The 24,332-nt window shown below is 68.0% G+C and carries 21 protein-coding genes; 5 read left to right on the forward strand and 16 right to left on the reverse strand.

The features are described 5' to 3' along the window. The first annotated feature begins 170 nt into the window (after nt 1–170). From OID54_RS10670 to OID54_RS10680, 3 genes are all read left to right on the forward strand, one after another. On the forward strand, nt 171–1,535 hold the full coding sequence (locus tag OID54_RS10670; protein WP_329017381.1) for a DUF2252 domain-containing protein: 1,365 nt from the start codon (nt 171–173) through the stop codon (nt 1,533–1,535). A gap of 36 nt (nt 1,536–1,571) precedes the next feature. Further along, nucleotides 1,572–2,255: a hypothetical protein gene (locus tag OID54_RS10675; protein WP_329027393.1), complete on the forward strand. Its 684-nt coding sequence runs from the start codon at nt 1,572–1,574 to the stop codon at nt 2,253–2,255. A 403-nt stretch (nt 2,256–2,658) separates the two neighbouring features. Further along, complete coding sequence (locus OID54_RS10680) at nt 2,659–3,474, forward strand: DsbA family protein (protein WP_329017383.1); 816 nt, start codon at nt 2,659–2,661, stop codon at nt 3,472–3,474. Nucleotides 3,475–3,689: 215 nt separating this feature from the next. Here OID54_RS10680 and OID54_RS10685 read toward each other — a convergent pair whose 3' ends face one another. Then, the gene (locus tag OID54_RS10685) at nt 3,690–4,268 is read right to left on the reverse strand and encodes a dienelactone hydrolase family protein (protein WP_329017386.1); all 579 of its coding nucleotides are present in this window, start codon (nt 4,266–4,268) and stop codon (nt 3,690–3,692) included. Between the two features lie 23 nt (nt 4,269–4,291). Between OID54_RS10685 and OID54_RS10690 the strand changes: the two genes are divergently transcribed. Next, nucleotides 4,292–5,431, forward strand: a complete 1,140-nt coding sequence (locus OID54_RS10690) for a mechanosensitive ion channel family protein (RefSeq protein WP_329017389.1) — start codon at nt 4,292–4,294, stop codon at nt 5,429–5,431. Between the two features lie 111 nt (nt 5,432–5,542). Here the strand turns inward: OID54_RS10690 and OID54_RS10695 are convergent, their stop codons facing one another. The 6 genes from OID54_RS10695 to OID54_RS10720 form a co-directional block, all read right to left on the reverse strand. Then, entirely contained in the window at nt 5,543–6,289 is a 747-nt protein-coding gene (locus OID54_RS10695; RefSeq protein WP_329017392.1) for an SDR family NAD(P)-dependent oxidoreductase, read from the reverse strand. 193 nt (nt 6,290–6,482) lie between these two features. Then, the gene (locus OID54_RS10700) at nt 6,483–8,069 is read right to left on the reverse strand and encodes a Na+/H+ antiporter (protein ID WP_329017395.1); all 1,587 of its coding nucleotides are present in this window, start codon (nt 8,067–8,069) and stop codon (nt 6,483–6,485) included. A 134-nt stretch (nt 8,070–8,203) separates the two neighbouring features. Beyond that, nucleotides 8,204–8,680 (reverse strand): GNAT family N-acetyltransferase, encoded by a 477-nt coding sequence (locus tag OID54_RS10705; protein ID WP_329017398.1) that lies wholly within the window; start codon nt 8,678–8,680, stop codon nt 8,204–8,206. Between the two features lie 2 nt (nt 8,681–8,682). Further along, nucleotides 8,683–9,624 (reverse strand): RluA family pseudouridine synthase, encoded by a 942-nt coding sequence (locus OID54_RS10710; protein WP_329017401.1) that lies wholly within the window; start codon nt 9,622–9,624, stop codon nt 8,683–8,685. 94 nt (nt 9,625–9,718) lie between these two features. After that, a complete protein-coding gene (lspA, locus tag OID54_RS10715) occupies nt 9,719–10,282 on the reverse strand; it encodes a signal peptidase II (RefSeq protein WP_329017404.1) in 564 nt (187 codons plus the stop codon). Nucleotides 10,283–10,341: 59 nt separating this feature from the next. Then, nucleotides 10,342–11,256: a TraR/DksA family transcriptional regulator gene (locus tag OID54_RS10720; protein WP_329017406.1), complete on the reverse strand. Its 915-nt coding sequence runs from the start codon at nt 11,254–11,256 to the stop codon at nt 10,342–10,344. Nucleotides 11,257–11,808: 552 nt separating this feature from the next. On the opposite strand from OID54_RS10720, the gene ileS reads away from it, so the two are divergent. Further along, nucleotides 11,809–14,946 carry an isoleucine--tRNA ligase gene (gene ileS, locus OID54_RS10725; protein WP_329017408.1) on the forward strand — a complete coding sequence of 1,046 codons (3,138 nt, stop codon included), beginning with the start codon at nt 11,809–11,811 and terminating at the stop codon, nt 14,944–14,946. 383 nt (nt 14,947–15,329) lie between these two features. Here ileS and OID54_RS10730 read toward each other — a convergent pair whose 3' ends face one another. From OID54_RS10730 to ftsW, 9 genes are all read right to left on the reverse strand, one after another. Further along, on the reverse strand, nt 15,330–16,571 hold the full coding sequence (locus OID54_RS10730; protein ID WP_329017410.1) for a DivIVA domain-containing protein: 1,242 nt from the start codon (nt 16,569–16,571) through the stop codon (nt 15,330–15,332). A gap of 63 nt (nt 16,572–16,634) precedes the next feature. Beyond that, nucleotides 16,635–16,925 carry a YggT family protein gene (locus OID54_RS10735; RefSeq protein ID WP_329017413.1) on the reverse strand — a complete coding sequence of 97 codons (291 nt, stop codon included), beginning with the start codon at nt 16,923–16,925 and terminating at the stop codon, nt 16,635–16,637. A gap of 67 nt (nt 16,926–16,992) precedes the next feature. After that, nucleotides 16,993–17,610 (reverse strand): cell division protein SepF, encoded by a 618-nt coding sequence (locus tag OID54_RS10740; RefSeq protein ID WP_329017415.1) that lies wholly within the window; start codon nt 17,608–17,610, stop codon nt 16,993–16,995. Between the two features lie 141 nt (nt 17,611–17,751). Then, nucleotides 17,752–18,471, reverse strand: a complete 720-nt coding sequence (locus tag OID54_RS10745; protein WP_329017419.1) for a YggS family pyridoxal phosphate-dependent enzyme — start codon at nt 18,469–18,471, stop codon at nt 17,752–17,754. Next, a complete protein-coding gene (gene pgeF, locus OID54_RS10750) occupies nt 18,468–19,247 on the reverse strand; it encodes a peptidoglycan editing factor PgeF (protein WP_329017422.1) in 780 nt (259 codons plus the stop codon). Before pgeF ends, OID54_RS10745 begins: the two co-directional genes overlap by 4 nt. Next, nucleotides 19,244–20,470, reverse strand: a complete 1,227-nt coding sequence (gene ftsZ, locus OID54_RS10755; RefSeq protein ID WP_329017425.1) for a cell division protein FtsZ — start codon at nt 20,468–20,470, stop codon at nt 19,244–19,246. Before ftsZ ends, pgeF begins: the two co-directional genes overlap by 4 nt. Nucleotides 20,471–20,745: 275 nt before the next feature. Then, nucleotides 20,746–21,561: a cell division protein FtsQ/DivIB gene (locus OID54_RS10760; protein WP_329017428.1), complete on the reverse strand. Its 816-nt coding sequence runs from the start codon at nt 21,559–21,561 to the stop codon at nt 20,746–20,748. Between the two features lie 60 nt (nt 21,562–21,621). Continuing rightward, nucleotides 21,622–22,710, reverse strand: a complete 1,089-nt coding sequence (gene murG, locus OID54_RS10765; RefSeq protein WP_329017433.1) for an undecaprenyldiphospho-muramoylpentapeptide beta-N-acetylglucosaminyltransferase — start codon at nt 22,708–22,710, stop codon at nt 21,622–21,624. Between the two features lie 6 nt (nt 22,711–22,716). After that, the gene (ftsW, locus tag OID54_RS10770; RefSeq protein WP_329017435.1) at nt 22,717–24,297 is read right to left on the reverse strand and encodes a putative lipid II flippase FtsW; all 1,581 of its coding nucleotides are present in this window, start codon (nt 24,295–24,297) and stop codon (nt 22,717–22,719) included. Nucleotides 24,298–24,332: the final 35 nt, after the last annotated feature.

The raw sequence follows: 24,332 nt of genomic DNA on the forward strand, positions 1-24,332 counted from the left end.
AGTCCGCAGCACCGGGATGCAGGGTGCTCGATCCGAGGCTCCGGCCAGGGCTCCGGCCGGGCACTACCGGCGGTGGCCGAGCGTTGGACGGACTGGAGCGGCGTTCCCGGCCCGGGCGGGTGGGGAAGCGCCGATCGACCCGCACGTACCGCACCAGGAGGCACAGAGCGATGCCGGTTTTGCACCCCGCCGAAGGCACGGCCGACGAGCGCGGCGAGGAGATACTCGCCGTCTTCGAGACCGCGTTCGGTGAGCTCCTGGCCGCCGACCCGGCGGCGTTCCGGGTCAAGTTCCGCAAGATGGCCTCATCGGCGTTCGCCTTCTACCGGGGCACAGCCAGCCTCTTCTACCACGATCTGGAGCGGGAGCGGCCCAAGCCGTATGAGAGCCACCCGTATCTGGATGAGCGCACCAGCCGCGTCTGGATCCACGGCGATCTCCACGCCGAGAACTTCGGCACCTACATGGACTCCAACGGCCGGCTCGTGTTCAACGTGAACGACTTCGACGAGGCGTACGTCGGCCCCTTCACCTGGGATCTGAAGCGCCTCGCGGCCTCGCTGGCGCTGATCGGCTACACCAAGGCACTGAGCGACGGACAGATCAGCGAGTTGATCCGGGTCTGCGCCGCCGCCTACCGCGAGCGCATCCACGCGCTGGCGGCCGGGGCCAAGGACGACGACGTACCGCCGTTCACCCTGGACACCGCGGAGGGTCCGCTGCTGGACGCGCTGCGCGTCGCCCGCTCGCTCACCCGCTTCTCCCTGCTCGACTCCATGACCGAGATCCGCGACTTCGAACGGCGCTTCGCCCCCGGCGGCGGTTCCATCGAGCTCGATGCGGCCACCCGGTACAAGGTGTTGGCGGCGTTCGACGGCTATCTGGAGACGCTGCCCGAATCCAGTCTGACCCGCCCCGATTCCTACCGGGTGAAGGACGTCGTCGGCAGACGCGGCATCGGCATCGGCTCGGCCGGGCTGCCCTCGTACAACATCCTGCTGGAGGGCAACAGCGACGCCTTGGAGAACGACGTCGTCATCTATATGAAGCAGGCGCAGACGCCCGCCGTCTCCCGGCACATCGACGACCTGACCGTACGGGACTACTTCCACCACGAGGGCCACCGCACGGTGATATCCCAGCGAGCCCTTCAGGACCACGCCGATCCCTGGCTGGGCTGGACCGAGTTGGACGGCGCGGGCCAACTGGTCGCCGAGGTCTCGCCCTACGCGGTGGATCTCGACTGGTCGGACATCGACGATCTGGACGAGATCGCGGCGGTCGTCGCCGACCTCGGGCGGGCGACGGCCACCATGCACGCCGCCGCGGACGACGAGAGCGGTCACTCGCTGGTGCCGTTCTCGACCGAGCGGGCCATCGACGCGGCCATCGCGGCCGACGAGGAGGGCTTCCCCGCGCTGCTGATCGACTTCGCCCACCAGTACGGCGCTCGGGCCAGGCGGGACCACCAGATCTTCGTCGACCTCTTCCGCAACGGACGCATCCCGGGCCTGGCGGGGAACGGCATCCGTTAAGGCTCCTCTCAGGGAGCCATGGCACACTCGCAGACGATGGACGTATCGGGAATGCAGCTCAGGACGGTACGGGCAGCGATCTTCACGGCACTGGTCGTGACGCTGTCCGCTGCTTCCCATGTGCTGCTCTCCCGCTCGCCGCTGCCGTGGACCGCGCTCGCCGGGCTCTCGGCGGGCGTCTTCGCGATCGCCTTCTTCCTCTCCCGCCGAGAGCGGGGCTTCTGGCGGATCGCCGGCCTCCTCATCCCGCTGGAACTGGCCGCCGACACGGTGTTCACCACGGGCCAGGACCTCTGTTACGGACCTGGGGGCGGCCCGGTCACGGGGTCGCTGAGGGCGCTGGGCCTCGATGTGCTGTGCGGCGGGAGCGCGGGCGCCGCCCTGCCCGGAGTCGCCGGGACGGACCCTGGCGCCACCACCGTGCTCGGCACCACGCATCCCGCACTGCCTTGGGTCCTGCTTGCCGCGCATGTGTCCGTCGGTCTGCTGGCGGCGGCCTGGCTGTGGCGCGGCGAAGCGGCGCTGTCGGGGCTGATGCGGACGATGGCCGCTTTCGCCTTCCGTCCGCTCCTGCTCGCCGTCGTCGTGGCGAGGGGCCTGACTCGCCCCCTGCGGCTCCCGGCGCGGTCGCTGCCCCGGCACACGGCCTCCCGCACCACCCTCCTGGTGCACTCCCTCGGCCTGCGCGGCCCTCCCGGTACCGTCGCGGCCCTCGGCTGAGCTGAGCCCGGCCCCGTAAGGCCACGGTCACACGTGGTCACGGTCCCGGTCCATAGGCGGTCACGGGCGGTCAGGGTCCTGGCCCACCGGTGGTCATAGGCGGTCATGGTCAAGACGGCCGGCCGGACGGTGACCATCCACGGTCTCCCTGCCCAGCCCCTTCCGGACACCGCGCACAGGGCGGGCCCGTCCCGACGGGTGACAGGCCGATCCCGCGCTCGAAGGTCCATCCGGAGTGGATCTCAGCCGCCATGGGTTCTCCCGGACGAGCGGTGTCGACTCCACGCCGGGTGTGGACCCTTTCAGCCGCGACGCCTGGCCGGTCCACCCCATTTCACCCTTTTCATAAATTCCCCCCATTCTTCCGCGCCTTCCGGTGCGGCATCACACGGAGTGATTCAGCATGAGTGCACGCAACAACAAGGCGAACAAGGCCGCGGCCCGGGAGCGACTGCGCCAGGAGCGCGAGGCGCAGGCCAAGAAGGACAAGACGCGTCGGCAGTTGATCGTCGTGGGCTCCACCATCGCCGTACTCGCGGTTGCCGGCGGCATCAGCTATGGCGTGATCCAGTCCAACGAGCCGGACCACTGGGAGTCGGTGAGCAAGGAGAAGACCGTCACCGCGCCCAAGAACAGTGACGGCACCAACGGAACCAACGTCGTCATCGGCAAGCCCGAGGCCAAGAAGACCCTGGAACTGTACGAGGACGCCCGCTGTCCCTCCTGTGCCAAGTTCGAGCAGGGCGTCGGCGAGACGATCAAGAAGGACCTGGCCGCGGGCAAGTACAAGGTCAAGTTCGTCGGCGCGACCTTCATCGACAACATGGACCAGGGCGAAGGCTCGAAGAACGCGCTGAGTGCCATGGGCGCCGCCCTGAACGTGAGTCCGGAGGCGTTCTCCGACTTCAAGGCCGCCCTGTACTCCAAGGAGTTCCACCCCACCGAGAGCAAGGATGACTTCGCCAAGGACTCCTACCTGTTGAAGGTTGCCGACTCCGTACCGGCCCTGAAGGGCAATGCCGAGTTCAAGAAGAACGTCGAGGACGGCACGTACGACGCCTGGGCGATGAAGATGTCCGGCGCGTTCGACAAGAGCGGGGTCGGCAGCACCCCGACCCTCAAGGTCGACGGCAAGAAGGTGGTCGTGGAGGGCACGGACACTCCGCCGTCGACGGCCACCGAGTTCAACACCGCCATGGACCGTGCGCTGAAGGGCTGATCCACACGGGCTGGCTGTCGCCCGCAGCCGCCAAGCGCCCCACGGCCGGGCCGGAATGGCCCAGACGCGTGCGCACCGAGCCCACGGCGACTCTCGACGGCAGCAGCCGCAGACGGCACCGGGGCCCGCTCCTCCTCACGGTCGAGCGGGCCCCGGGCGGCCCAGCGAAGTCACGCCCTGCGACATCACGCGGGTGACGGCTGTCCCCAGCGTGGTCAGCTGTCCCCGAGCGTCGCCAGGAAACCGAGCGCCACCCGCCAGGTCTGCTCGGCAGCGCTCTCGTCGTAGTCCGGAAGGTCGGGATCCGTGTAGAGGTGGCCTGCGCCCGGATAGCGGTAGATCTCCACGTCCGCTCCCGTACGCCCCATCCCCAGGTACCAGGCGGTCAACCAGTCGTGCGGCTCGAAGGCGTCCGGGTCCGCGATGTGCAGTTGGACGGGCAGCTCGTCGACGGCAGCGTTCGGTGCGATGTCCGAGGTGCCGTGCAGCAGGAGCAGTCCGCGCGCTTTGGTGTCCCCGAGCGCCAGGTTCTGGGCGATGGATGCGCCCAGGGAGAACCCCGCGTACACCAGACCGCGTTCCGAATAGGGCGCGGCAGCGAGCACCGCACGCTTCAAGAGCTCGTCCTTGCCGATCCGCTCCTTGCAGGCCATGCCCTCCTCGACCGTGTCGAAGGTCTCCCCCTGGTACAGATCGGGGGTCCACACCCGGTGACCGGCGGCTTCAAGACGCTCGGCTGCCGCACGGACGGCGGGCCGCAGGCCATAGGCGGAATGAAGAAGCATGATGTCCATGGAGTCAGGTTACGTTCGAAGACATGGAGAACGTGCTGCGCCCATTGATTGTCCTCGGCGGTACAGCCGTGCTCACGCTGCTCGTGGGCTGGCTCGCTGACCTGCTACTTCGCCGTGCCGACGCACGGCATCCCGAGGCTCCCCTGTGGGGTCTGCTCCGACAGTGTCGAGTTCCGCTCCAGGTGGTCCTCGCCGCCGCCTTGTTGCGGGGCAACTACCGACAGGCGGAACTGGAAACCATCCGCGACCATCACGCGGGCATCGGACAGGTACTGACCCTGGTCCTGATCGGTGCCTCCGCCTGGCTGGTGGTGAAGATCGCCACGGTCATCGTCGAATCCACCTACAGCCGCTATGCGGCGGCCACCCGTGATCCGGCCCGGGTCCGCCGGGTCCGCACCCAGGTGACCCTGATCCAACGCGTGGTCATCGCCGTGGTGGGTGTCGTGGCCGTCGCCGCGATGTTGCTGACGTTCCCTGCCATGAAGACCGTCGGCACCTCGATGCTCGCTTCGGCCGGACTCATCGGCATCGTGGCGGGTGTCGCCGCCCAATCGACCCTGGGCAACCTCTTCGCCGGGTTCCAGATCGCCTTCGGTGACATGGTCCGCATCGGTGACACCGTGGTGGTCGACGGCGAGTGGGGAACCGTCGAGGAGATCACCCTCACCTTCCTGGCCGTTCGGACCTGGGATGAGCGCCGGATCACCATGCCGGTGTCCTACTTCACCAGCAAGCCGTTCGAGAACTGGTCACGCGGTGGAGTGCAGATGACCGGCACGGTCTACTTCCATCTGGACCACTCCACTCCGGTGGCCCGGATGCGGGAGCAGTTGCACGAGGTCATCAAGGACCACTCCGCGTGGGACGGACGTGACTGGTCGCTCGCGGTCACCGACACCACGCCGACGACGATCCAGGTGCGTGCCGTGGTGACAGCAAAGGACGCGGACGACATCTGGACCATCCGCTGCGCCGTGCGCGAGCAGTTGATCGGCTGGCTCCATGAGCACCACCCCCACGCGCTGCCGAAGGTCGCGACCGCGCCGGCCGCATTGCTGGGCACCGCCGAGCCGACGGCCGTGGCCGCCCTTCCGAACGGCCGCGCGCCGAAGCAGGGCCCTACCGCGGAGGACGAGCCGGCACGGACGGGCCGCGGCTGACGGGCGGCGCGGCGTGGCGTGGCGTGGCGTGGTCACCGGTTCCCGTAGAAGTACCCCACTGGCCGACGTGTCGTAGCCGACGGCTGGCGCGGCCCGGGGAGCCCGTCCCCTTCAGTGGCCGCGCTCCGCACCACCGTTGACCTGGATCACCTGGGCAGTGATGTGTCCTGCGGCAGAGGACGCCAACCAGTGCAGGGTCCGTGCGATGTCCCCGGGGTGACCGATGCGCCCGGTGGCGGTCTCGGCGACCAGGGCGTCCTTGCGCTCCTGCGCCAGGGGTTCGCCGAAGAAGTCGGTTTCCTCGACCAGCCCCGGTGCCACGACATTGACGGTGATCCCCCGCGGACCGAGCGTCCGGGCCAACTGGAAGGCGTACGGGTGGAGGGCGGCCTTCGACGCCCCGTAGGCAACCGACCCCGACCCACGGTAGGCCGCGATGGAGCTGAGGAAGAGCACTCGGCCACCGGGGGTCGCCAGATGCTCCTTGAGCGCCTCGGTGAGCAGGGCGGCGGTGAGGGTGTTGAGCCGGAAGTTCACGGTCCAGTCGTGTGCCAGAGCGGCCAGCGGGCTGCTGTGGGCGTGTTGCTTCTCCCGGCCGCCGTTGCCACCTGCGCTGTTCACCAGTACGTCGACCGCTCCGTACTCGCGCTCGACAAAGGCGGCGGCGCGCAGGACGTCCGCCGGATCTCTGAGGTCGACGGCGAAGTATCCGGCGGACGGCAGTCGTTCGGCCGCATGGGCAAGGGCCTCCTCGCGGCGGCCCAGGAGCACGACCCGGTCACCTTCGGCAGCGAATGCCTCTGCCGTGGCGAAGCCGATTCCGGTGCCGCCGCCACTGATCACCACGGTACGTGCCATGTCAGGAGCCTAGGCGGCGCTCGTACGGAAGGAACGGAGGCGCGAGCCATCGGCGATGGTGGTGCCCATCCCCGCCCCTGGCTCCGTCTTTGCCCCCGACGACCCCAGTTCGATGGCCCCAGTTCGATGACCCGAGGCCGATGACCCCAGACCGTTGCTCCGACTGCGGGCGCTCCGAAGCGGGCGATGGCGATCAACGCAAGCTGTGCACATCCAGTTGTCTCAGCACCCGGTCGACCACCTCGGGATTGGCACCCGGCTCGCTCCGCGCGGACAGCACTTCGTGCCGTGCGGCCGACATCATCTCCCGCTGGATGCGCCGCATCGTCCGTACCCGCTCGGTGCGTTTCGCGTACCAGTCGCGCCGGTCCTCGTCGACGATGTCGGGGCTGATCCGTGCTCCCACCTCGTACGCACCCCGGAGGAGCCGCTCGCTGATCTCGTCCGGAAGGTCCTCCACCGCTTCGATCTCCCGCAGCCGGTGGCGGGCCGCTTTGGCCGCTCTGATGGCGAGATCGTGTTCCAACCGGCGCTCGGCGTCCCCGTCGGCCCGCACTCCGAGGCGGCGTACCAACCAGGGCAGTGTCAGCCCCTGGAGGAGGAGCGTGGCGAGGATGACGACGAAGGCGACGAAGACGATCTCATTGCGCGCGGGGAAGGGCGCCCCGCTGTCCGTGGTCAGTGGAATGGCGAGCGCCAGGGCCACCGAGGCCACTCCACGCATTCCTGACCACCACATGACGACGGTCTCCCGCCAACTCACCGGAATGTCCTCGTCGAAGTCACGGCGGGAGTGCAGCTTCTTCGCCAGCCAGGTGGCGGGGAGCAGCCACAGGAGTCGTACGCCCACGACGACGCCGGTGATCGCCGCACCCCAGACCAGCAGCTGGGGCACCCGCCCGTCCTCCGTACCGAAGACGGTGTGGAGTTCGAGTCCGATGAGTCCGAAGGCCACCCCGGTGACGAGTGTGTCGATGATCCGCCAGAAGGTGTTGCCGGCGAGCCGACCCATCACATCGTCGGCGTCCGCGGCGTGTTCGGCCAGATAGAGGGCCGTGGTCAGCACGGCGAGCACGCCGGAGCCGTGCAGTTCCTCGGCCAGTACATAGGCGACGAACGGCACCATCAGGGAGAGGCCGACCTGAAGGGTGGCATCGCCGAGAAGGCCCATCAGTTTGTTGGTGACCCATCCCAGTGCGAGTCCCACCACGACGGCGACCACGGCCGAGAGGACCAGTTGGCCGACGGCTTCCGGCCAGGAGAACGTGCCGCTGACCACCGCGGCGATGGCGACGTGGTACAGGACGATGGCGGTCACATCGTTGAAGAGCCCTTCCCCTTCCAGGATGGAGACGAGCCGGCGCGGCAGACCGAGCCGGCCGGCGACGGCGGTGGCGGCCACGGGGTCGGGCGGGGCGATCAGGGCGCCGAGGGCGACGGCCGCGGCGATGGGCAGTCCCGGTACGAGCGACTGGGCGACGGCAGCGACCGCCACGGTGGTGACGAAGACCAGGGCGACCGCGAGCAGCAGGATGGGGCGCACATTGGCGGCGAACTGTCGCCAGGAGGTGCGTTGTGCCGCGGCGTACAGGAGGGGCGGCAGGATGAGCGGAAGGATGAAATCGGGCGGGATCTCCACCGTGGGGACGAAGGGGAGGAAGGCGACTCCCGCTCCGGCCAAGGTCATCAACACGGGTGGCGGCAGGTCGAGCCGTTCACCGAGGGGCACGGTCACCACGGCTCCGAGCAGCAGGACGAGCAGCAGCGCCACCTGGTCCACGAGTGTGCCCTCCGGGGTGGGAGACCTCCACGATCAGGGGCACAGCCTGCCATGCGGGATGCACTTTTTGTCCGAATGGACCGACCCCTGCCGCACGGCGTGATCTTCCCGGCCCCCGACCGCCCACCTCGGGCTCAGCCGTGCAGCTCTCGTCTCATCGACCGATGCGCGATACCGGCCTCGGTCATTTCCTCGCCGTAGGGCACATAGCCCAGCCGCTCGTAGAAACCGAGGGCATGACTCTGCGCATGGAGGTCCACGGCTTTGAGCCCGCGATCACGCGCGGCTTCCTCCACGGCTTGCACCAGCGCCACGCCCACACCTCGTCCGCGGGCCGTCCGGAGCACGGCGAGCCGACCCAAGGAGCCGATGGTGAGATCGCCTCCGGTGCGCTCTGCGGCAGCCGGCCCGTGGAGCAATCGGCCCGTCCCCAGGGGTGCACCCTCGGTGTCGACCGCCACCACGTGCACGGTGTCGGCTTCGGGCTCGTCGAAGAGGTCGTACTCAATGTCCTCGGCGGGTACGCCCTGCTCGACGATGAAGACCGCCTGGCGTACGGCGAAGCACGCCTGCCGGTCCGTGGGATCTTCCGCCACTCGCACCCGGACCACTGTCAGGCGCTCTCCGCCGCGATCGTGTCGAGTGCCTGACGCAGGTCGTCGGGATAGCCGGACTCGAACTCCACCCACTGGCCGTCGGACGGGTGCTCAAACCCCAGTCGTACGGCGTGCAGCCACTGCCGGGTCAGTCCCAGCCGCTTGGCCATCGTGGGGTCGGCGCCATAGGTCAGATCGCCCACGCAGGGATGCCGGTGCGCCGCCATGTGCACCCGGATCTGGTGGGTGCGGCCGGTCTCCAGCTTGATGTCGAGCAGTGAGGCGGCCCGGAACGCCTCCAGCAGGTCGTAGTGCGTCACCGACGGCTTGCCCTCCGCGGTGACCGCCCACTTGTAGTCGTGATTGGGGTGGCGACCGATGGGAGCGTCGATCGTGCCGCTCATGGGGTCGGGGTGCCCCTGCACCAGCGCGTGGTACCGCTTGTCGACCGTGCGCTCCCGGAACTGCTGCTTCAGCAGCGTGTACGCCCGCTCCGACTTGGCAACCACCATCAGTCCGGAGGTCCCGACGTCGAGTCGGTGCACGATGCCCTGGCGCTCGGCCGCACCGGAGGTGGAAATGCGGTAGCCCGCGGCGGCGAGGCCACCGATCACCGTGGTACCGGTCCAGCCGGGGCTGGGGTGCGCGGCCACACCGACGGGCTTCGCGATCACCACGATGTCGTCGTCGTCATGGATGATCTCCATGCCTTCGACGGGCTCGGCCACGATCTGGACCGGAGCGGGGGCCTGGGGCATCTCGACCTCAAGCCATGCACCGCCGTGGACCCGCTCGGACTTTCCCACCGCGGAGCCGTCGACCAGCACTTTCCCCGCAGCGGCCAGCTCGGCCGCCTTGGTACGAGAGAACCCGAAGATCCGGGAGATGACGGCGTCGACGCGCTCGCCTTCAAGGCCATCGGGTACGGGCAGGGTGCGGATCTCGGGAAGCGTGCTCACCTGTCGAGTATGCCTTGTCCGCCACGGTGCACCGCCGCCGGAGCCGATACCTGTGGATAACTCGCCCACGAGCGGTGGGCGCGGCGGTTCTCGATCAGTCCTTGTGGACGGTCCCGTCGGGGTCCAGTCCGCGGAAGGAGAGGATCACGATCAGGATGCCGCCGCAGACGATCGCGGAGTCGGCAAGATTGAAAACGGCAAAGTGCTTGGGAGCGATGAAGTCGACCACAGCGCCCTCAAAGACTCCGGGTGCACGGAAGATGCGGTCCGTGAGATTGCCGAGCGCACCGCCCAGCAGCAGACCGAGTGCGATGGCCCACGGCAGGCTGTAGAGCTTGCGCGCCAGTCGTGCGATCACCACGATCACCGCCGCGGCGATGACGGTGAAGATCACGGTGAAGGCTTCGCCGATGCCGAAGGCGGCACCGGCGTTCCGTACCGCTTCGAACTGCAACCAGTCGCCGATGATCTCGATGGGCGGATGGTGCTCCAGCTTCGCCACCACGATCATCTTGGTGACGAGGTCGAGCGCGTACGCCACGACCGCCACGCCGAAGAGCACGGCGATCCGCCGTCTGCCCTTCGGCTGCTCGGCCGACGCCGCAGCGTCGTCGCCGTCCACATCCGGCGTACCGATGGTCCGCTCCGCCTCTGCCACGTGAGTCCCTCAACCTAGGTGCCTGACTGACCACGAGGGTACGCCACGGGCGTACGGACTCAGCCCCTGCGCTCCTGCTTCTGTTTGCACTCCACACACAGTGTGGCGCGGGGGAATGCCTGCATACGGGCCTTGCCGATGGGCTTTCCACAGTTCTCGCAGACGCCGTAGGTGCCCGCGTCCAACCGCAGCAGAGCACGCTCCGTCTGCTCCAGCATCTCGCGGGCGCCGGCCGCGAGGGACAGCTCGTGCTCACGGGTGATGTTCTTCGAGCCCATGTCGGCGTCATCGTCGCCCGCTCCCCCGCCGGAGTCCCGCATCAGGCCCATCAGCGCGGCTTCGGAGGCGGCGAGCTGGGCGTTGAGCCTGGTCACCTCGTCCTCCAGCTCCGTGCGGGCCTCAGCGACCTCCTGTGGGGTCCATGGGTCCTCGCCCGGGCGCACCGCCAGCTCCTGCGGGCCGGCAGCAGCCACCGTGCGGGCCGTGGGCACCGCCGTTTGGCCGTCGCCGGCAGCCACGGTCTTCTCTGTTCCCACCGTTCTGGCTCCTGTCTGCTTCGCGGCCTCAGCCGTCCCAGCCGCGGATGCGGCGCTGTGTGCGGCCTGAGCAGCCGCGGTCTTCTTCGGGGGTACTCGCACGCCGGTTCGATCCGACGCTTTCCCCGTCGCGCTCTTCTTAGCCACGACCTTCTTCGCCGTCTTCTTGGCCGTGGTCTTGGCCGTGGTCTTGGCCGTGGTTTTCTTGGTCGCCTTCTTCGCAGTCGTCTTGGCTTTTGCAGTCGCCTTGGCTGCGACCTTCTTCGCCGCCGCCTTCTTCACCTTCTTCGCCGGAGCGGACTTTCGGTCGCCGGCAGCGGCCTTCTCCACCGCCCCGGGAGATGCGTCGGCAGAGCCTTCCGTTCCCCCGGCGCTCGCCGCAGCCGCGGTGGATCGCCCGGACGCCGATTCACCCTCGGCAGTCTTCTTCGCCACCATGGCCGCGGCCCCTTCACATATTGTGATCTTGCACGCGAATCGTGCTGGGACGATAAATCGACCTCAGCTCCGCAGCAAACGGGGCACACCGCCTATTCCGCTCGTAAGTCGCTCCGTCAAACGAACCTGCATCCGTTGTGCCCAGCTCCCCGCCCGGCGAACCGGCCCGGCGAGCGACCAGGGCACGTCGAGACCCGCGGACGTCGATCTGGCCATTCGGGTCAAGCAGCGGGCCTTCGCCGTACTCGACAAATGCCGGTCGTGATCACCCACGGCGCCCCTTACACTGGCCGAAGCGAAAGGCTTGGATGGGGACGAGTAGCGTCGTACGCAGCCATGAGCGACCCGGGGACGGTGAGAGCCCGGGGGCGAGCGCGATGTGAAGCATCACCCCGGAGCCGTCGGAAGAAAGCCGTCAGGCGAGTAGACCCGACTGCGCGACCCCAATGAGGGGGCGGTGCGCCCTGCGCCGCCAAGGAGGGTGGTACCGCGGGAGCGATTCGCTCTCGTCCCTCCGACGGAAGAGAAACTGTCCGCCGGAGGAGTTCGTCGATGACACCCCCGCAGTACCGCCAGGTGCCCGCCCAGGTCGACCTGACCGCGCTGGAGCACGCCGTGCTCGACTTCTGGCGCGACAACAAGGTCTTCGCCAAGAGCCTCGCCCAGTCCGAGGGCCGCCCCGAGTGGGTCTTCTTCGAGGGCCCGCCGACCGCCAACGGCATGCCGGGCGCCCATCACATCGAGGCCCGCGTCTTCAAGGACGTCTTCCCCCGGTTCCGCACCATGCGCGGCTACCACGTCGCCCGCAAGGCCGGCTGGGACTGCCATGGACTGCCGGTGGAACTCGCCGTCGAGAAGGAGTTGGGCTTCTCCGGCAAGAAGGACATCGAGGCGTACGGCATCGCGGAGTTCAACGCCAAGTGCCGTGAATCCGTCGGCCGCCACACGGACGCCTTCGCCGAGCTCACCGAGCGCATGGGCTACTGGGTCGACCTCGACGACGCCTACTGGACCATGAAGCCCGAGTACATCGACTCGGTCTGGTGGTCGTTGAAGGAGATCTTCAACAAGGGACTGCTCGTCCAGGACCACCGGGTGGCGCCCTGGTGCCCCCGGTGCGGCACCGGTCTGTCCGACCACGAGTTGGCACAGGGGTACGAGACGGTCGTCGACCCCTCCGTGTTCGTCCGCTTCCCGTTGACCTCCGGGCCGCTCGCCGGCGAAGCGTCCCTGCTGGTGTGGACGACGACCCCGTGGACCCTGGTCTCCAACACCGCCGTCGCCGCGCACCCCGACGTCACCTATGTGGTCGCCACGAACGGCGAGGAGCGGCTCGTCGTCGCCGAACCGCTGGTCGCGAAGGCCCTCGGCGAGGACTGGGAGCTGACCGGAACGACCTTCACCGGCGCGGACATGGAGCGTTGGACCTATGAGCGCCCGTTCGACCTGGTGGAGTTCCCGGCCGAGGCGCACTACGTCGTCAACGCCGAGTACGTCACCACCGAGGACGGTACGGGCCTGGTCCACCAGTCCCCCGCGTTCGGTGAGGACGACCTCAAGGTCTGCCGGGCCTACGGACTGCCCGTGGTGAACCCGGTCCGCCCCGACGGCACCTTCGAAGAGGACATCCCGCTCATCGGCGGCGTCTTCTTCAAGAAGGCGGACGAGAAGCTCACCGCGGACCTCCAGGCGCGCGGCCGACTCTTCCGGCACGTCCCGTATGAGCACAGTTACCCGCACTGCTGGCGCTGTCACACCGCGCTGCTCTACTACGCACAGCCCTCCTGGTACATCCGCACCACCGCGGTCAAGGACCGACTGATCGCGGAGAACGAGGCGACCAACTGGTTCCCGGACTCGGTCAAGCACGGCCGGTACGGCGACTGGTTGAACAACAACATCGACTGGGCCCTGTCCCGCAATCGCTACTGGGGTACGCCGCTGCCCATCTGGCGCTGCGAGGAGGACCACCTCACCTGCGTCGGCTCCCGGGCCGAACTGTCCGAACTGACGGGCGCCGACCAGTCGGCGCTCGACCCGCACCGTCCCTACATCGACGACGTCACCTTCGACTGCCCCCAGTGCTCGAACACGGCGACACGCGTGCCCGAGGTCATCGACGCCTGGTACGACTCGGGTTCGATGCCCTTCGCCCAGTGGGGGTACCCGTACCAGAACAAGGACATCTTCGAGAAGCGCTATCCGGCGCAGTTCATCTCGGAGGCGATCGACCAGACGCGTGGATGGTTCTACACGTTGATGGCGGTCGGGACCCTGGTCTTCGACAAGTCGTCCTATGAGAACGTGGTCTGTCTCGGCCATATCCTCGCCGAGGATGGCCGGAAGATGTCGAAGCACCTGGGGAACATCCTTCAGCCGATCCCGCTGATGGACCAGCACGGCGCCGATGCCGTCCGTTGGTTCATGGCGGCCGGCGGTTCTCCCTGGGCCGCGCGCCGCGTGGGTCACAGCAGCATCCAGGAGGTGGTGCGCAAGACCCTGCTCACCTACTGGAACACCGTGGCGTTCCAAGCCCTGTACGCACGGACCTCCGGCTGGGCCCCCTCCGCGGCCGATCCGGCCCCGGCCGACCGCACGGTGTTGGATCGCTGGCTGCTCAGCGAACTCCACGCCCTGGTGGACCAGGTCACCGAGGCGATGGAGGGATACAACACCCAGCGCGCAGGAAAGCTGCTCTCGGCCTTCGTCGACGATCTCTCGAACTGGTACGTGCGCCGCTCCCGCCGCCGCTTCTGGCAGGGTGACCCGGCCGCACTGCGGACGCTTCACGACGTGATCGAGACGGTCACCCGCATGATGTCCCCGCTCACCCCCTTCATCACGGAGAGGGTCTGGCAGGACCTGGTGCGTCCGGTGTCGCCGGAAGCTCCGGAGTCCGTCCACCTCAGCTCCTGGCCGGACGCCGACCTCGACGCGATCGACCCCGAACTGTCCCGGCAGATGGTGCTGGTGCGACGGCTGGTGGAACTGGGTCGAGCGACCCGGGCCGAGTCCGGCGTCAAGACCCGTCAGCCGCTGTCGCGCGCCCTGGTGGCCGCGAATGGTTTCGACGCGCTCTCCGCCGACTTGCGCGCACAGATCACCGAGGAGCTCAACGTCTCCTCACTCGCCTCCCTCTCCGAGGTCGGCGGTTCGCTCGTGGACACGACGGCCAAGGCCAACTTCCGTGCACTCGGCAAGCGGTTCGGCAAGGGAGTCCAGGCGGTGGCCAAAGCCGTGGCCGCAGCGGACGCCGCTGAACTCTCCCTCGCCCTGCGGAGCGGTACGGCGACCTTGGAGGTCGAGGGCGAGACGATCTCCCTGGCCCCGGACGAGGTCATCATCACCGAAACCCCGAGGGAGGGCTGGTCGGTTGCCTCCGACTCGGGCGCCACAGTGGCGCTCGATCTGGAGATCACCCCCGCCCTGCGCCTCGCGGGCCTGGCCCGTGACGCCATCCGACTCATCCAGGAAGCCCGCAAGAACAGCGGACTCGACGTGGCGGACCGGATCGCGGTGGTGTGGAGTTCATCGGACGCATCCACGACGGAGGCGCTCACCGCCCATGCGTCCCTCATCGCGGACGAGGTGCTGGCCACGTCGTTCACCGGATCGGAACCGGACGACACATACGGCCCCTCCTTCACCGACGATTCACTGTCGCTGACCTTCCATCTGCGCAAGCAGTAGCTTCCGCGGTCACGCCGGGGCGGTCCTCCATGAGGGCCGCCCCGGCTTCGTCTTGCTCAAGGGACCCCATGGAACCGGGAAGTGACGGTGAAGACGCTCGCGATCGCCCGCCCGTTGACCACCGAACTAACAGCACTCCCCCCTTGGGCAGGACAACCGACTGTCCCGACGACAACGCACCAGGGACCTCCGTATATGCGGGTGCCCGGCGAGATCGCTGAACTACACCACGCTGGAAAGGGCCTGTGATGGGCACAGGGAAACGGGCCAGGTACCCATGACCGAGTAATACCCCATGGAAAAAGGGCCGTGCCCAGGACTGGTGTCCTGGGCACGGCCCCTCGACTGCCGAGAAGGTTACGCGCTGAGCGCGTGCTCGCCTGTCAGTTGTCGTCCTCGTCGATCAGGAAGCCGCGCATCGGCGCGGGCGCCTGCTGCATCGGCTGCGGTGCCTGCGGTCGAACAGGCGCCATCGGCTGAGTCATCGCCGGGGACATCTGCTGCTGACCACCGTAGGAGGGAGCCCCTCCCATCGCCTGGCCACCGCCCATGGACTGGCCCATGGAGGAACTGCCGGCCATGGAGTGGCCCATGGAACTCGCACCCGCGGAAGCCATCGAAGGCGCGGGCGGCAGCGAAGCGGCCGACGGCGTGCGCGGCGGAGCCAGCGAATCGTCCGCCTGGGTCTCCAGCTGACGCAGCTGGCTCTCCAGGTAGGACTTCAGACGGGTGCGGTACTCCCGCTCGAAGCCACGGAGGTCTTCGACCTTGCGCTCCAGCGTGGCACGCGCGGACTCCAGGGAGCCCATCGCGACGCGGTGCTTCTCCTGCGCATCCCGCTCCAGCGCATCGGCCTTGGAGCGGGCGTCCCGCTCCAGGCCCTCGGCGCGCGAACGAGCCTCGCCCACGATCTTGTTGGCCTCGGAACGGGCCTCCGCGATCGCCTGGTCAGCGGTCTGCTGTGCGAGCGAGAGCACCCGAGCGGCGCTGTCGCCACCCTGAACGGGCTGCTGCATCTGCTGCATCTGCTGCGGGTGACCGCCCATGGGGCCGCCCTGCATCGGGTTGCCCATCTGCGGAGGCCCACCCATGGGGCCACCCTGCATCGGGTTGCCCTGCATGGGGCCGCCCTGCATCTGACCAGGACCGCCCTGCATGGGGCCACCCTGCATCGGGTTGCCCTGCATGGGGCCGCCCTGCATCTGACCAGGACCGCCCTGCATCTGACCGGGACCGCCCATCGGGCCGCCGTGGTTCTGTCCACCATGGCTCGGACCGGCCGGCAGCTGCGGAGCACCACTCGGCAGTTGGGGCGGACCCATCTGCGGGGGCTGCTGCTGCTGGACCGGAGGTCCGGATATGGCGGCGGGGACAGGTGCCCCCGGTCCGCCGCGGCCGTCCTGCGGCTCCGGCGGTTTACGCATGCCCTGTTGCTGCTGGTTCTGCGCCGCCGCACGGGTCGCCGCAGCCAACTTGGCTCGCAGGTCCTCGTTCTCGCGGAGCAAGCGGGTCAGCTCGGACTCGACCTCGTCGAGGAAGGCATCGACCTCGTCCTCGTCATAGCCTTCTCGGAGGCGGACGGTCGTGAACTGCTTGTTCCGCACGTCCTCGGGGGTCAGCGGCATCTCTTCTTCACCTCTACGTAGTCGTCGGCAGTCGGCAAGACCGTATCGTCCACAGTTACTTGATCACCTCGCCAAGCCACTCACGAGGGAGATCAGGATCCAGACGATGATCATCAGAACGAAGAAGGACAGGTCGAGTGCCACGCCCCCGAGACGCAACGGCGGAATGAACCGCCGAAGGAGCTTGAGCGGTGGATCGGTGACAGTGTAGGTCGCCTCAAGGACGACCACCATCACCTTGCCGGGTTGCCATGAACGGGCGAACTGAAAGACATAGTCCATGACAAGCCGGAAGATCAGCACGATGAGGAAGCACATCAGCGCGATGTAGACCACCTGTAGTGCGACGCCCATCCCGCGCTTCCCTCTCCCCTGTGCTCTGACTCCGGCCGCTTCGCGACCGGTCCCGGTGTTGCGCTTCTCAGCTCTGGTTGAAGAATCCGCCCTCTGCGATACGGGCCTTGTCCTCCGCCGTGACATCGACGTTAGCAGGAGACAACAGGAACACCTTCTGCGTCACCCGCTCAATGCTGCCATGCAAACCGAAGACAAGTCCCGCGGCAAAGTCGACAAGTCGCTTTGCATCGGTGTCGTCCATCTCGGTGAGATTCATGATCACCGGAGTGCCCTCTCGGAAGTGTTCCCCGATGGTACGGGCCTCGTTGTAGGTCCGCGGGTGCAACGTGGTGATGCGGTACGGCTCCCGCTCGGACACAACCTTGGGCATGATCACCGGTGCGTTCTTCTCCAGGCTCGGACGTTCAGGTGTGATAGACGCCACGGGGGCAATTCGCGCCGGACGTCCGCTTTCTGCTGATAGCTGAGCGGGACGTGACAGTGGCTCACGGGGCGCCGGAGGCTGCACGGCTCGGACCGGTTCTTCGCGCTCGACGGGGTGCGCGGGCTGATGCCGCCGGTGCTCCCGCTCGGGCTCCGGCTCGGGTTCGAAGTCGTCGTCGGGATCAAAACCCCTGCCGTCGTATCCATCGTCCTCCACGAGGCCGAGGTAGACCGCCATCTTGCGCATCGCGCCGGCCATTCTCTGAGTCCTCCGCTCTGTGGTGGATCGCCCTAGTCACGAATGTCGCAGTGTCACCAAGTGCCCGCGATCCACTGGGTCTGCCCGTCTTACTGCGGGAATGACCATATTGTCTGCTGTGGTCCGACTTGCTTGGCGACGTTACCCGAGCCGAGGACGGACTCCGAGTACCGCGGTGCCGACGCGCACATGTGTCGCTCCGGCCGCCACTGCCTCTTCGAGGTCCGAGCTCATCCCTGCTGACACCATGTTCGCAGCCGGATGGGCGACGCGCAGGCTGGATGAGAATTCCACCAGCCTCTCGAATGCGAGGCGTTGCCGCTCCGCATAGGGCCCGGTCAGCGGCGCCACGGTCATCAGTCCGTCGAGTCGCAACCCTGGCGCACCGTCAACTGTGGCGGCCAGTTCTTCGATTCCGTCCGGAGCGACACCTCCTCGATCACCCCGCCCGCCCTCCTGGGCGTCCAGGGCGACCTGGATGAGGCAGCCGATCTCCCGTCCGTCGCGGACCGCCGCGGACGAGAGAGCAGTGACCAGCTTGACGCGGTCCACTGATTGCACCACATCCGCGTAACGAACGACCGAACGAACCTTATTGGTCTGCAATTGGCCGACAAAGTGCCATGTGAGGTTCAAATCGGCACAAGCCATAGCCTTGGGTGCGGCGTCCTGATCGCGATTCTCGGCCACGTGTCGCACGCCGAGTTCATGAAGGAGGCGTACGTCACTGGCCGGGTAGGTCTTGGTGACCACGATGAGGGTCACCTCCTCCCGCGTGCGTCCCTCGGCGGCACAAGCAGAGGCGATACGTTCCTCCACACGGGCCAGATTGCCGGCGAGTTCGTTTCGACGGTCCGTCATGCTGCGGTCTCTCCTGCGGGGGAGTCGGAGTCCGTCCCCACGGGGAGCGGTGTCAGCCAGATATATCCGGCCAACCGTCCGGTGGTCCGGTCACGGCGGTACGAGTAGTGGTCGGGCGATTCCCATGTGCAGACCTCGGACGAGCGGAGGTCCTGCACGCCGAGCGCCCGGAGCTGGGCGTGGACTGCGGCGCTCACATCGACGGCCGGGGTACCCCAACTGGTCTCGGACCAGGCTTCGGGCTCGATCGCAGCGACGTCGGCCCGCATCTCCTGCGGAACCTCGTAGCACCGTCCGCAGACGGCGGGTCCTGTACGGGCGACGATCCGCTCGGGCTCGGCGCCCAGGGTCATCATCGCTTTGACGGTCTCGGGCACGATGCCGGCCACCATTCCGGGACGACCGGCGTGCGCCGCGGCCACCACCCCGGCGACCGGATCGGCCAACAGCACGGGAGTGCAGTCGGCCGTGAGCACTGCGAGGGCGAGCCCACGACGGTCCGTCACCAGGGCATCGACCTCGGGCACCGGGGCATCTCCCCACGGTCCTTCGACCAGCGCAACGTCCTTGCCGTGCACCTGGTTCATCCAGACGACCCGATCGGGGTCGAGGCCCAGACCCCTCGCCGCAATGGCCCGGTTGGCCAGAACGGCGGCGGGGTCGTCGCCGACCGCGCCGCCGAGGTTGAGCTGTTCGTACGGAGCGGCGCTCACCCCACCCCACTTGTCAGTGAAGGCGAAGTGCGCGCCGCTCGCGTCTATCGCGTGGTGCTTCACGGCCCCTTCAAAAAGTCCGGCACGTCCAACTCCTCGGGGGCGGGTGAGTCCCCGTAGGAATGCGCCGAAGTCATGGGCGGCAACCAGGTCCGGTCGTCGTCGGGCACGGGAGCCGGCTCGGGGGCGGGCTTCCTCGCCGGTACGTTGCCCAGTTCCGACACCCGGTGGGAGTCGTCCTGGCCGCCCGGCCGGGGCACCACCGAGTGACTGTCGGCGGCCTTGGAGCCCTGGGTGGACCCCCCGACGACCTTGACCCGGGCGTTCGGGCTCGGCGGCTGACCGCCATCGAACCCGGCGGCGATGACCGTGACGCGGACCTCGTCCCCGAGGGCGTCGTCGATGACCGCTCCGAAGATGATGTTGGCCTCGGGGTGGGCGGCTTCGCTCACGAGCTGCGCGGCCTCGTTGATCTCGAAGAGACCGAGGTCCGAACCGCCCGAGATGGAGAGCAGCACGCCACGGGCGCCGTCGATGGACGCTTCGAGGAGCGGCGAGGAGATCGCCATCTCGGCGGCGGCCACCGCGCGGTCGTCGCCGCGGGCCGAGCCGATGCCCATCAGCGCCGATCCGGCCTCGGACATCACGGACTTGACGTCAGCGAAGTCGAGGTTGATCAGGCCCGGGGTGGTGATGAGGTCCGTGATGCCCTGAACGCCGGAGAGCAGTACCTGGTCCGCCGACTTGAAGGCGTCCAGAACACTCACCTGACGGTCCGAGATGGACAGCAGTCGATCGTTCGGGATGACGATGAGGGTGTCGACCTCTTCGCGGAGTTCGGCGATACCGTCCTCCGCCTGATTGGCCCTGCGCCGACCCTCGAAGGTGAAGGGCCGGGTGACCACGCCGATGGTGAGGGCACCCAGGGAGCGGGCGATGTTGGCCACGACGGGCGCGCCACCGGTGCCGGTGCCGCCGCCCTCTCCCGCGGTGACGAAGACCATGTCGGCCCCCTTGAGGACCTCTTCGATCTCTTCGCGGTGGTCCTCTGCCGCCTTGCGACCGACGGCCGGATTGGCGCCGGCGCCAAGGCCCCGGGTGAGTTCGCGACCGACGTCAAGCTTGACGTCGGCGTCGCTCATCAACAGCGCCTGTGCGTCGGTGTTGATAGCGATGAACTCAACGCCCTTGAGGCCGACCTCGATCATTCGGTTGATGGCATTGACACCACCGCCGCCGACACCGATGACCTTGATGACTGCGAGGTAGTTCTGCGGTGCTGCCACGTCGAAGGCCTCTCGCCTCGATTACGTGTCGCCACCACGCTCTGTGCGCGTTGCGACGACGGATGCCGATGGGACGGTCCGAATCGCCGACCCAAACCCTAACGTTGAAGTTTAGGGTTACCAGTGTGACTGTTCGTTGGACTCTTCCGAACAGGACACTAAGTCGACAAGCGGCGCACGTTCAATGAACACGCCGAACCTCCCGTTTTTCTTTTCACCCTATGTGATCAGCCGTCGCGGTGACCAGCCAGGGTGCTCAGGGGGTCATTTGTGCGTCAACTCCCCGATGAAGCCGGAGCGATGGGCGAGCTCACGTCGAAGTGCCGCGCCCCAGGGTCCGCCTTCAGTAGCGCGGTCAGGGCACGGGCTTTCGACTCACCCTCCTCAGGACTCCCCCACGCCACGGTGCGACCGTCCGTCAACTCAAGGGACATGTCGTCATATGAACGGACTACAAGACTGCGTACGTTCTTACTGACCTTTACCGGGAGTTGACTTGTGACACCCACGGCCTCCCCGATCAACCGGTCCACGGGGAAGCGTCGCAGGCTCGGCGCCTGCACCGTGGACAACTTCAAGAGGGGGACCGAAGCCGGTGCCTTGTCGACAGTGGCGAACCGGACTCCTCCCGCATCCACTTCGACGAACCGGACACCCTTGGTGAGGAGCAGTACAGGTGTGCGCTCGGTAACCGTGAGAGTAACGCCGTGCGGCCAGGACCGGGAGACTTCCACCTCATCGATCCGAGGTAGCCGCTCGCGCAATCTTGACTCAATACCGTCTGTGTCGACGGAGACGAGTGGTGCTCCCATCGGAACACCCGCCGCCGAAATCACCTGTTTCGTCGTCAGCACTTCGGTGCCCGAGACCTTTACGCGTTCCACGCGCAGCCAATCGGACCCGTACAACACCCAGATCCCACCTGCGAGCAGTGCGACGGCCAGCAGGGCGAGCACCAGGGTGCGGGGGGGCAGCAGCCGGCGAAGGCGGGGGGCGGTGTCCGGGGGGCCCGACGACGGCCGCCCGGTCGGGCGCTGCGACGACGGGGACGGATCGCGCGAACCGCGCTCCGTGGTGGTGGGTCCGACCACGCTCCGGGTCTCCTTCCGGCTGGGGCCCGGGGCGTTTCCCCCGGGCCACGCGGTCCACGCCTATCGACGTGCCGCGATCGCCTCGTACACCATGCCGACCAACAGTTCGTCGGCGTCCCTGCGGCCGAACTCGGCAGCCGCGCGGGACATCTCGTACAGCCGATGCGGATCGGCCAGTACCGGCAGGACGTTGCCCTGGACCCATTGGGGGGTCAGTTCGGCGTCGTCGACGAGCAGTCCACCGCCCGCCTTGACCACCGGCTGGGCGTTGAGCCGCTGTTCGCCGTTGCCGATCGGCAACGGGACATAGGCGGCGGGAAGCCCGACGGCGGAGAGTTCGGCGACGGTCATCGCGCCCGCACGGCAGAGCATCATGTCGGCCGCCGCGTACGCGAGGTCCATCCGGTCCACGTACGGTACCGGGATGTAGGGCGGCATTCCGGGCATGTTGTCCACGTGCGGCAGTTCGTTCTTCGGACCGACCGCGTGGAGGATCTGGATTCCCGAGCGCTGGAGGATCGGCGCGGCCTGCTGGACGACCTCATTGAGCCGTCGGGCGCCCTGGGAACCTCCCGAGACCAACAGGGTGGGCAGGTTGGGGTCGAGTCCGAAAGCGGCGCGCGCCTCGGGGCGGACCCGCGCCCGGTCGAGCGTGGCGATCGAGTACCGCAGCGGAATGCCGATGTAGCGGGCGTTGCGCAGTTTGCTGTCGGGCGTGGCGACGGCCACCCCGGCGGCGTACCGGGAGCCGATCTTGTTGGCGAGCCCGGGGCGGGCGTTGGCCTCGTGGACGACGATCGGCACGCCCCGGCGCTTGGCCGCGAGGTAGCCGGGCAGCGCCACGTATCCGCCGAATCCGACGACGCAGTCCGCCTTGGTGCGCTCCAGGATCTGCTCGGCGGCCTTGATGGTGCCGCGGAGTCGACCGGGGACCGTGATCAGTTCCGGGGTGGGCTTCCGCGGGAGCGGTACGGCGGGAATGAGCGCCAGTTCGTAGCCGCGCTCGGGGACGAGCCTGGTCTCCAATCCGCGCTCCGTGCCGAGGGCCGTGATGCCCACGGATGGATCCTGCCTCCGCAGGGCGTCCGCGAGCGCGAGCGCGGGCTCGATGTGGCCGGCGGTTCCGCCGCCGGCGAGTACGACATGCACCGAATTTCACCGCTCTCCGGACGGACGCTTGGTGATGCGCCGTCTCATCGTCTTCCATCTCACCCCTGGCCTCCGCACGGCCAGGGCCGCTTTCGCGGCCGGGTCTTCACGCGCGAAGGCGATCAGCAGCCCGATAGCGAACATGGACGGCAGCAGGGCTGACCCTCCGTAGGAGAACAGCGGCAGCGGGACACCCGCGATCGGCAGCAGTCCGAGCACTGCACCGATGTTGACCACGGCCTGCGCCATGATCCAGGTGGTCACGCCTCCCGCCGCGTACCTCACGAAGGGGTCCTCCGTGCGTCCGGCCACGCGGATACCCGCATAGCCTAGAGCCGCGAACAGGGCGAGCACGGACAGCGTCCCCGCCAGGCCCAGTTCCTCCCCGACGATGGCGAAGATGAAATCGGTGTGGGCTTCGGGGAGTTGCCCCCATTTCTCCAAGCTTGCGCCCAGGCCGGAACCGAACCAGCCGCCGGACGCCAGGGCGTAGATTCCATGGACCGCCTGCCAGCATTCGCCCTTGGGTCCGAGGTCGATGGCGCCGATGCACTCCAGCCTGGCCATGCGGTTCTCGCTCGTCCTGATGAATACGAACCCGACCAGGGCGGCGAAACCGAGGACGCCCGCGAACAGCCGGGTGGGGGCGCCAGCCATCCAGAGCAGGCCGAAGAGGATCGCGGTGAGGATGATCGAGGTGCCCATGTCCCCGCCGAGCATGATCAGCCCGAGCAGCATAAAGGCGACCGGGACCAGCGGGACCAGCATGTGCTTCCACTGGGTCAGCAGCCGCTTGTCGTGCTTGCGGGCGAGGAGATCGGCTCCCCAGAGGATGAGGGCGAGCTTGCCGAACTCGCTGGGTTGGAGCTGGAAGGGGCCGCCGATGGAGAGCCAGTTCTGGTTGCCCTTGACCGACTGCCCTATCCCCGGGATCTGCACCAGGACCATCAGGAAGACCGCGCCGACGAGCAGCGGGTACGCGAGTGCCCGGTGCAGCCGGGAGGGCATGCGGGACGCGAAGAGCAGGAGTCCGGTGCCGATGGCCGCGGCGAGGAACTGCTTGCGGAAGAAGTAGGAGGCGGGGAGGTCGTACTCCAGCGCCGTGATCATCGAGGCGGAGTAGACCATCACCAGGCCCAGCACGGTGATCAGCAGGCCGCTGCCGAGGATCAGGTAGTAGGCGGTGAGCGGGCGGTCCCAGGCCCGGCGGGCACGCTCGTAGAGCCTTCGCAGGCCCCTGCCCCGGGGCGGTCGGGAGGAGCCGGGGGTGCCGGTCCGACCGCGGGCCACGGGGCCTCGTGCAGGTGCGGTCCCGCTGCGTAGGACGCGACCGGGAAAGACGCCGCGCTCCTGCGGCAGCCCGGCGAATGCAGGGGTCGGCAGCAGGGCCCGGGCGGTCTCGGCGAGTCGGTCGCCGATGGCGCCGGGTTGACGGGAGGCGCGTGCACGCGTCGCCGACGGACGGAAGGGGGGTTTCTCCGGGACGCGCCCGTGCGGACCATGCGGCGCGCCAGTGTCGTCGGCCACCCGTGGGGATGGCCGCCGAGCGGCGTGTGCCGCGGCGGGTTCGATGTCGTCAGCCGGCATGGACGCCGTCCCCTCCAGTCGTGCCCGGCGCGCCG

The sequence above is a fragment of the Streptomyces sp. NBC_00690 genome (assembly GCF_036226685.1).
Taxonomy (GTDB): domain Bacteria; phylum Actinomycetota; class Actinomycetes; order Streptomycetales; family Streptomycetaceae; genus Streptomyces.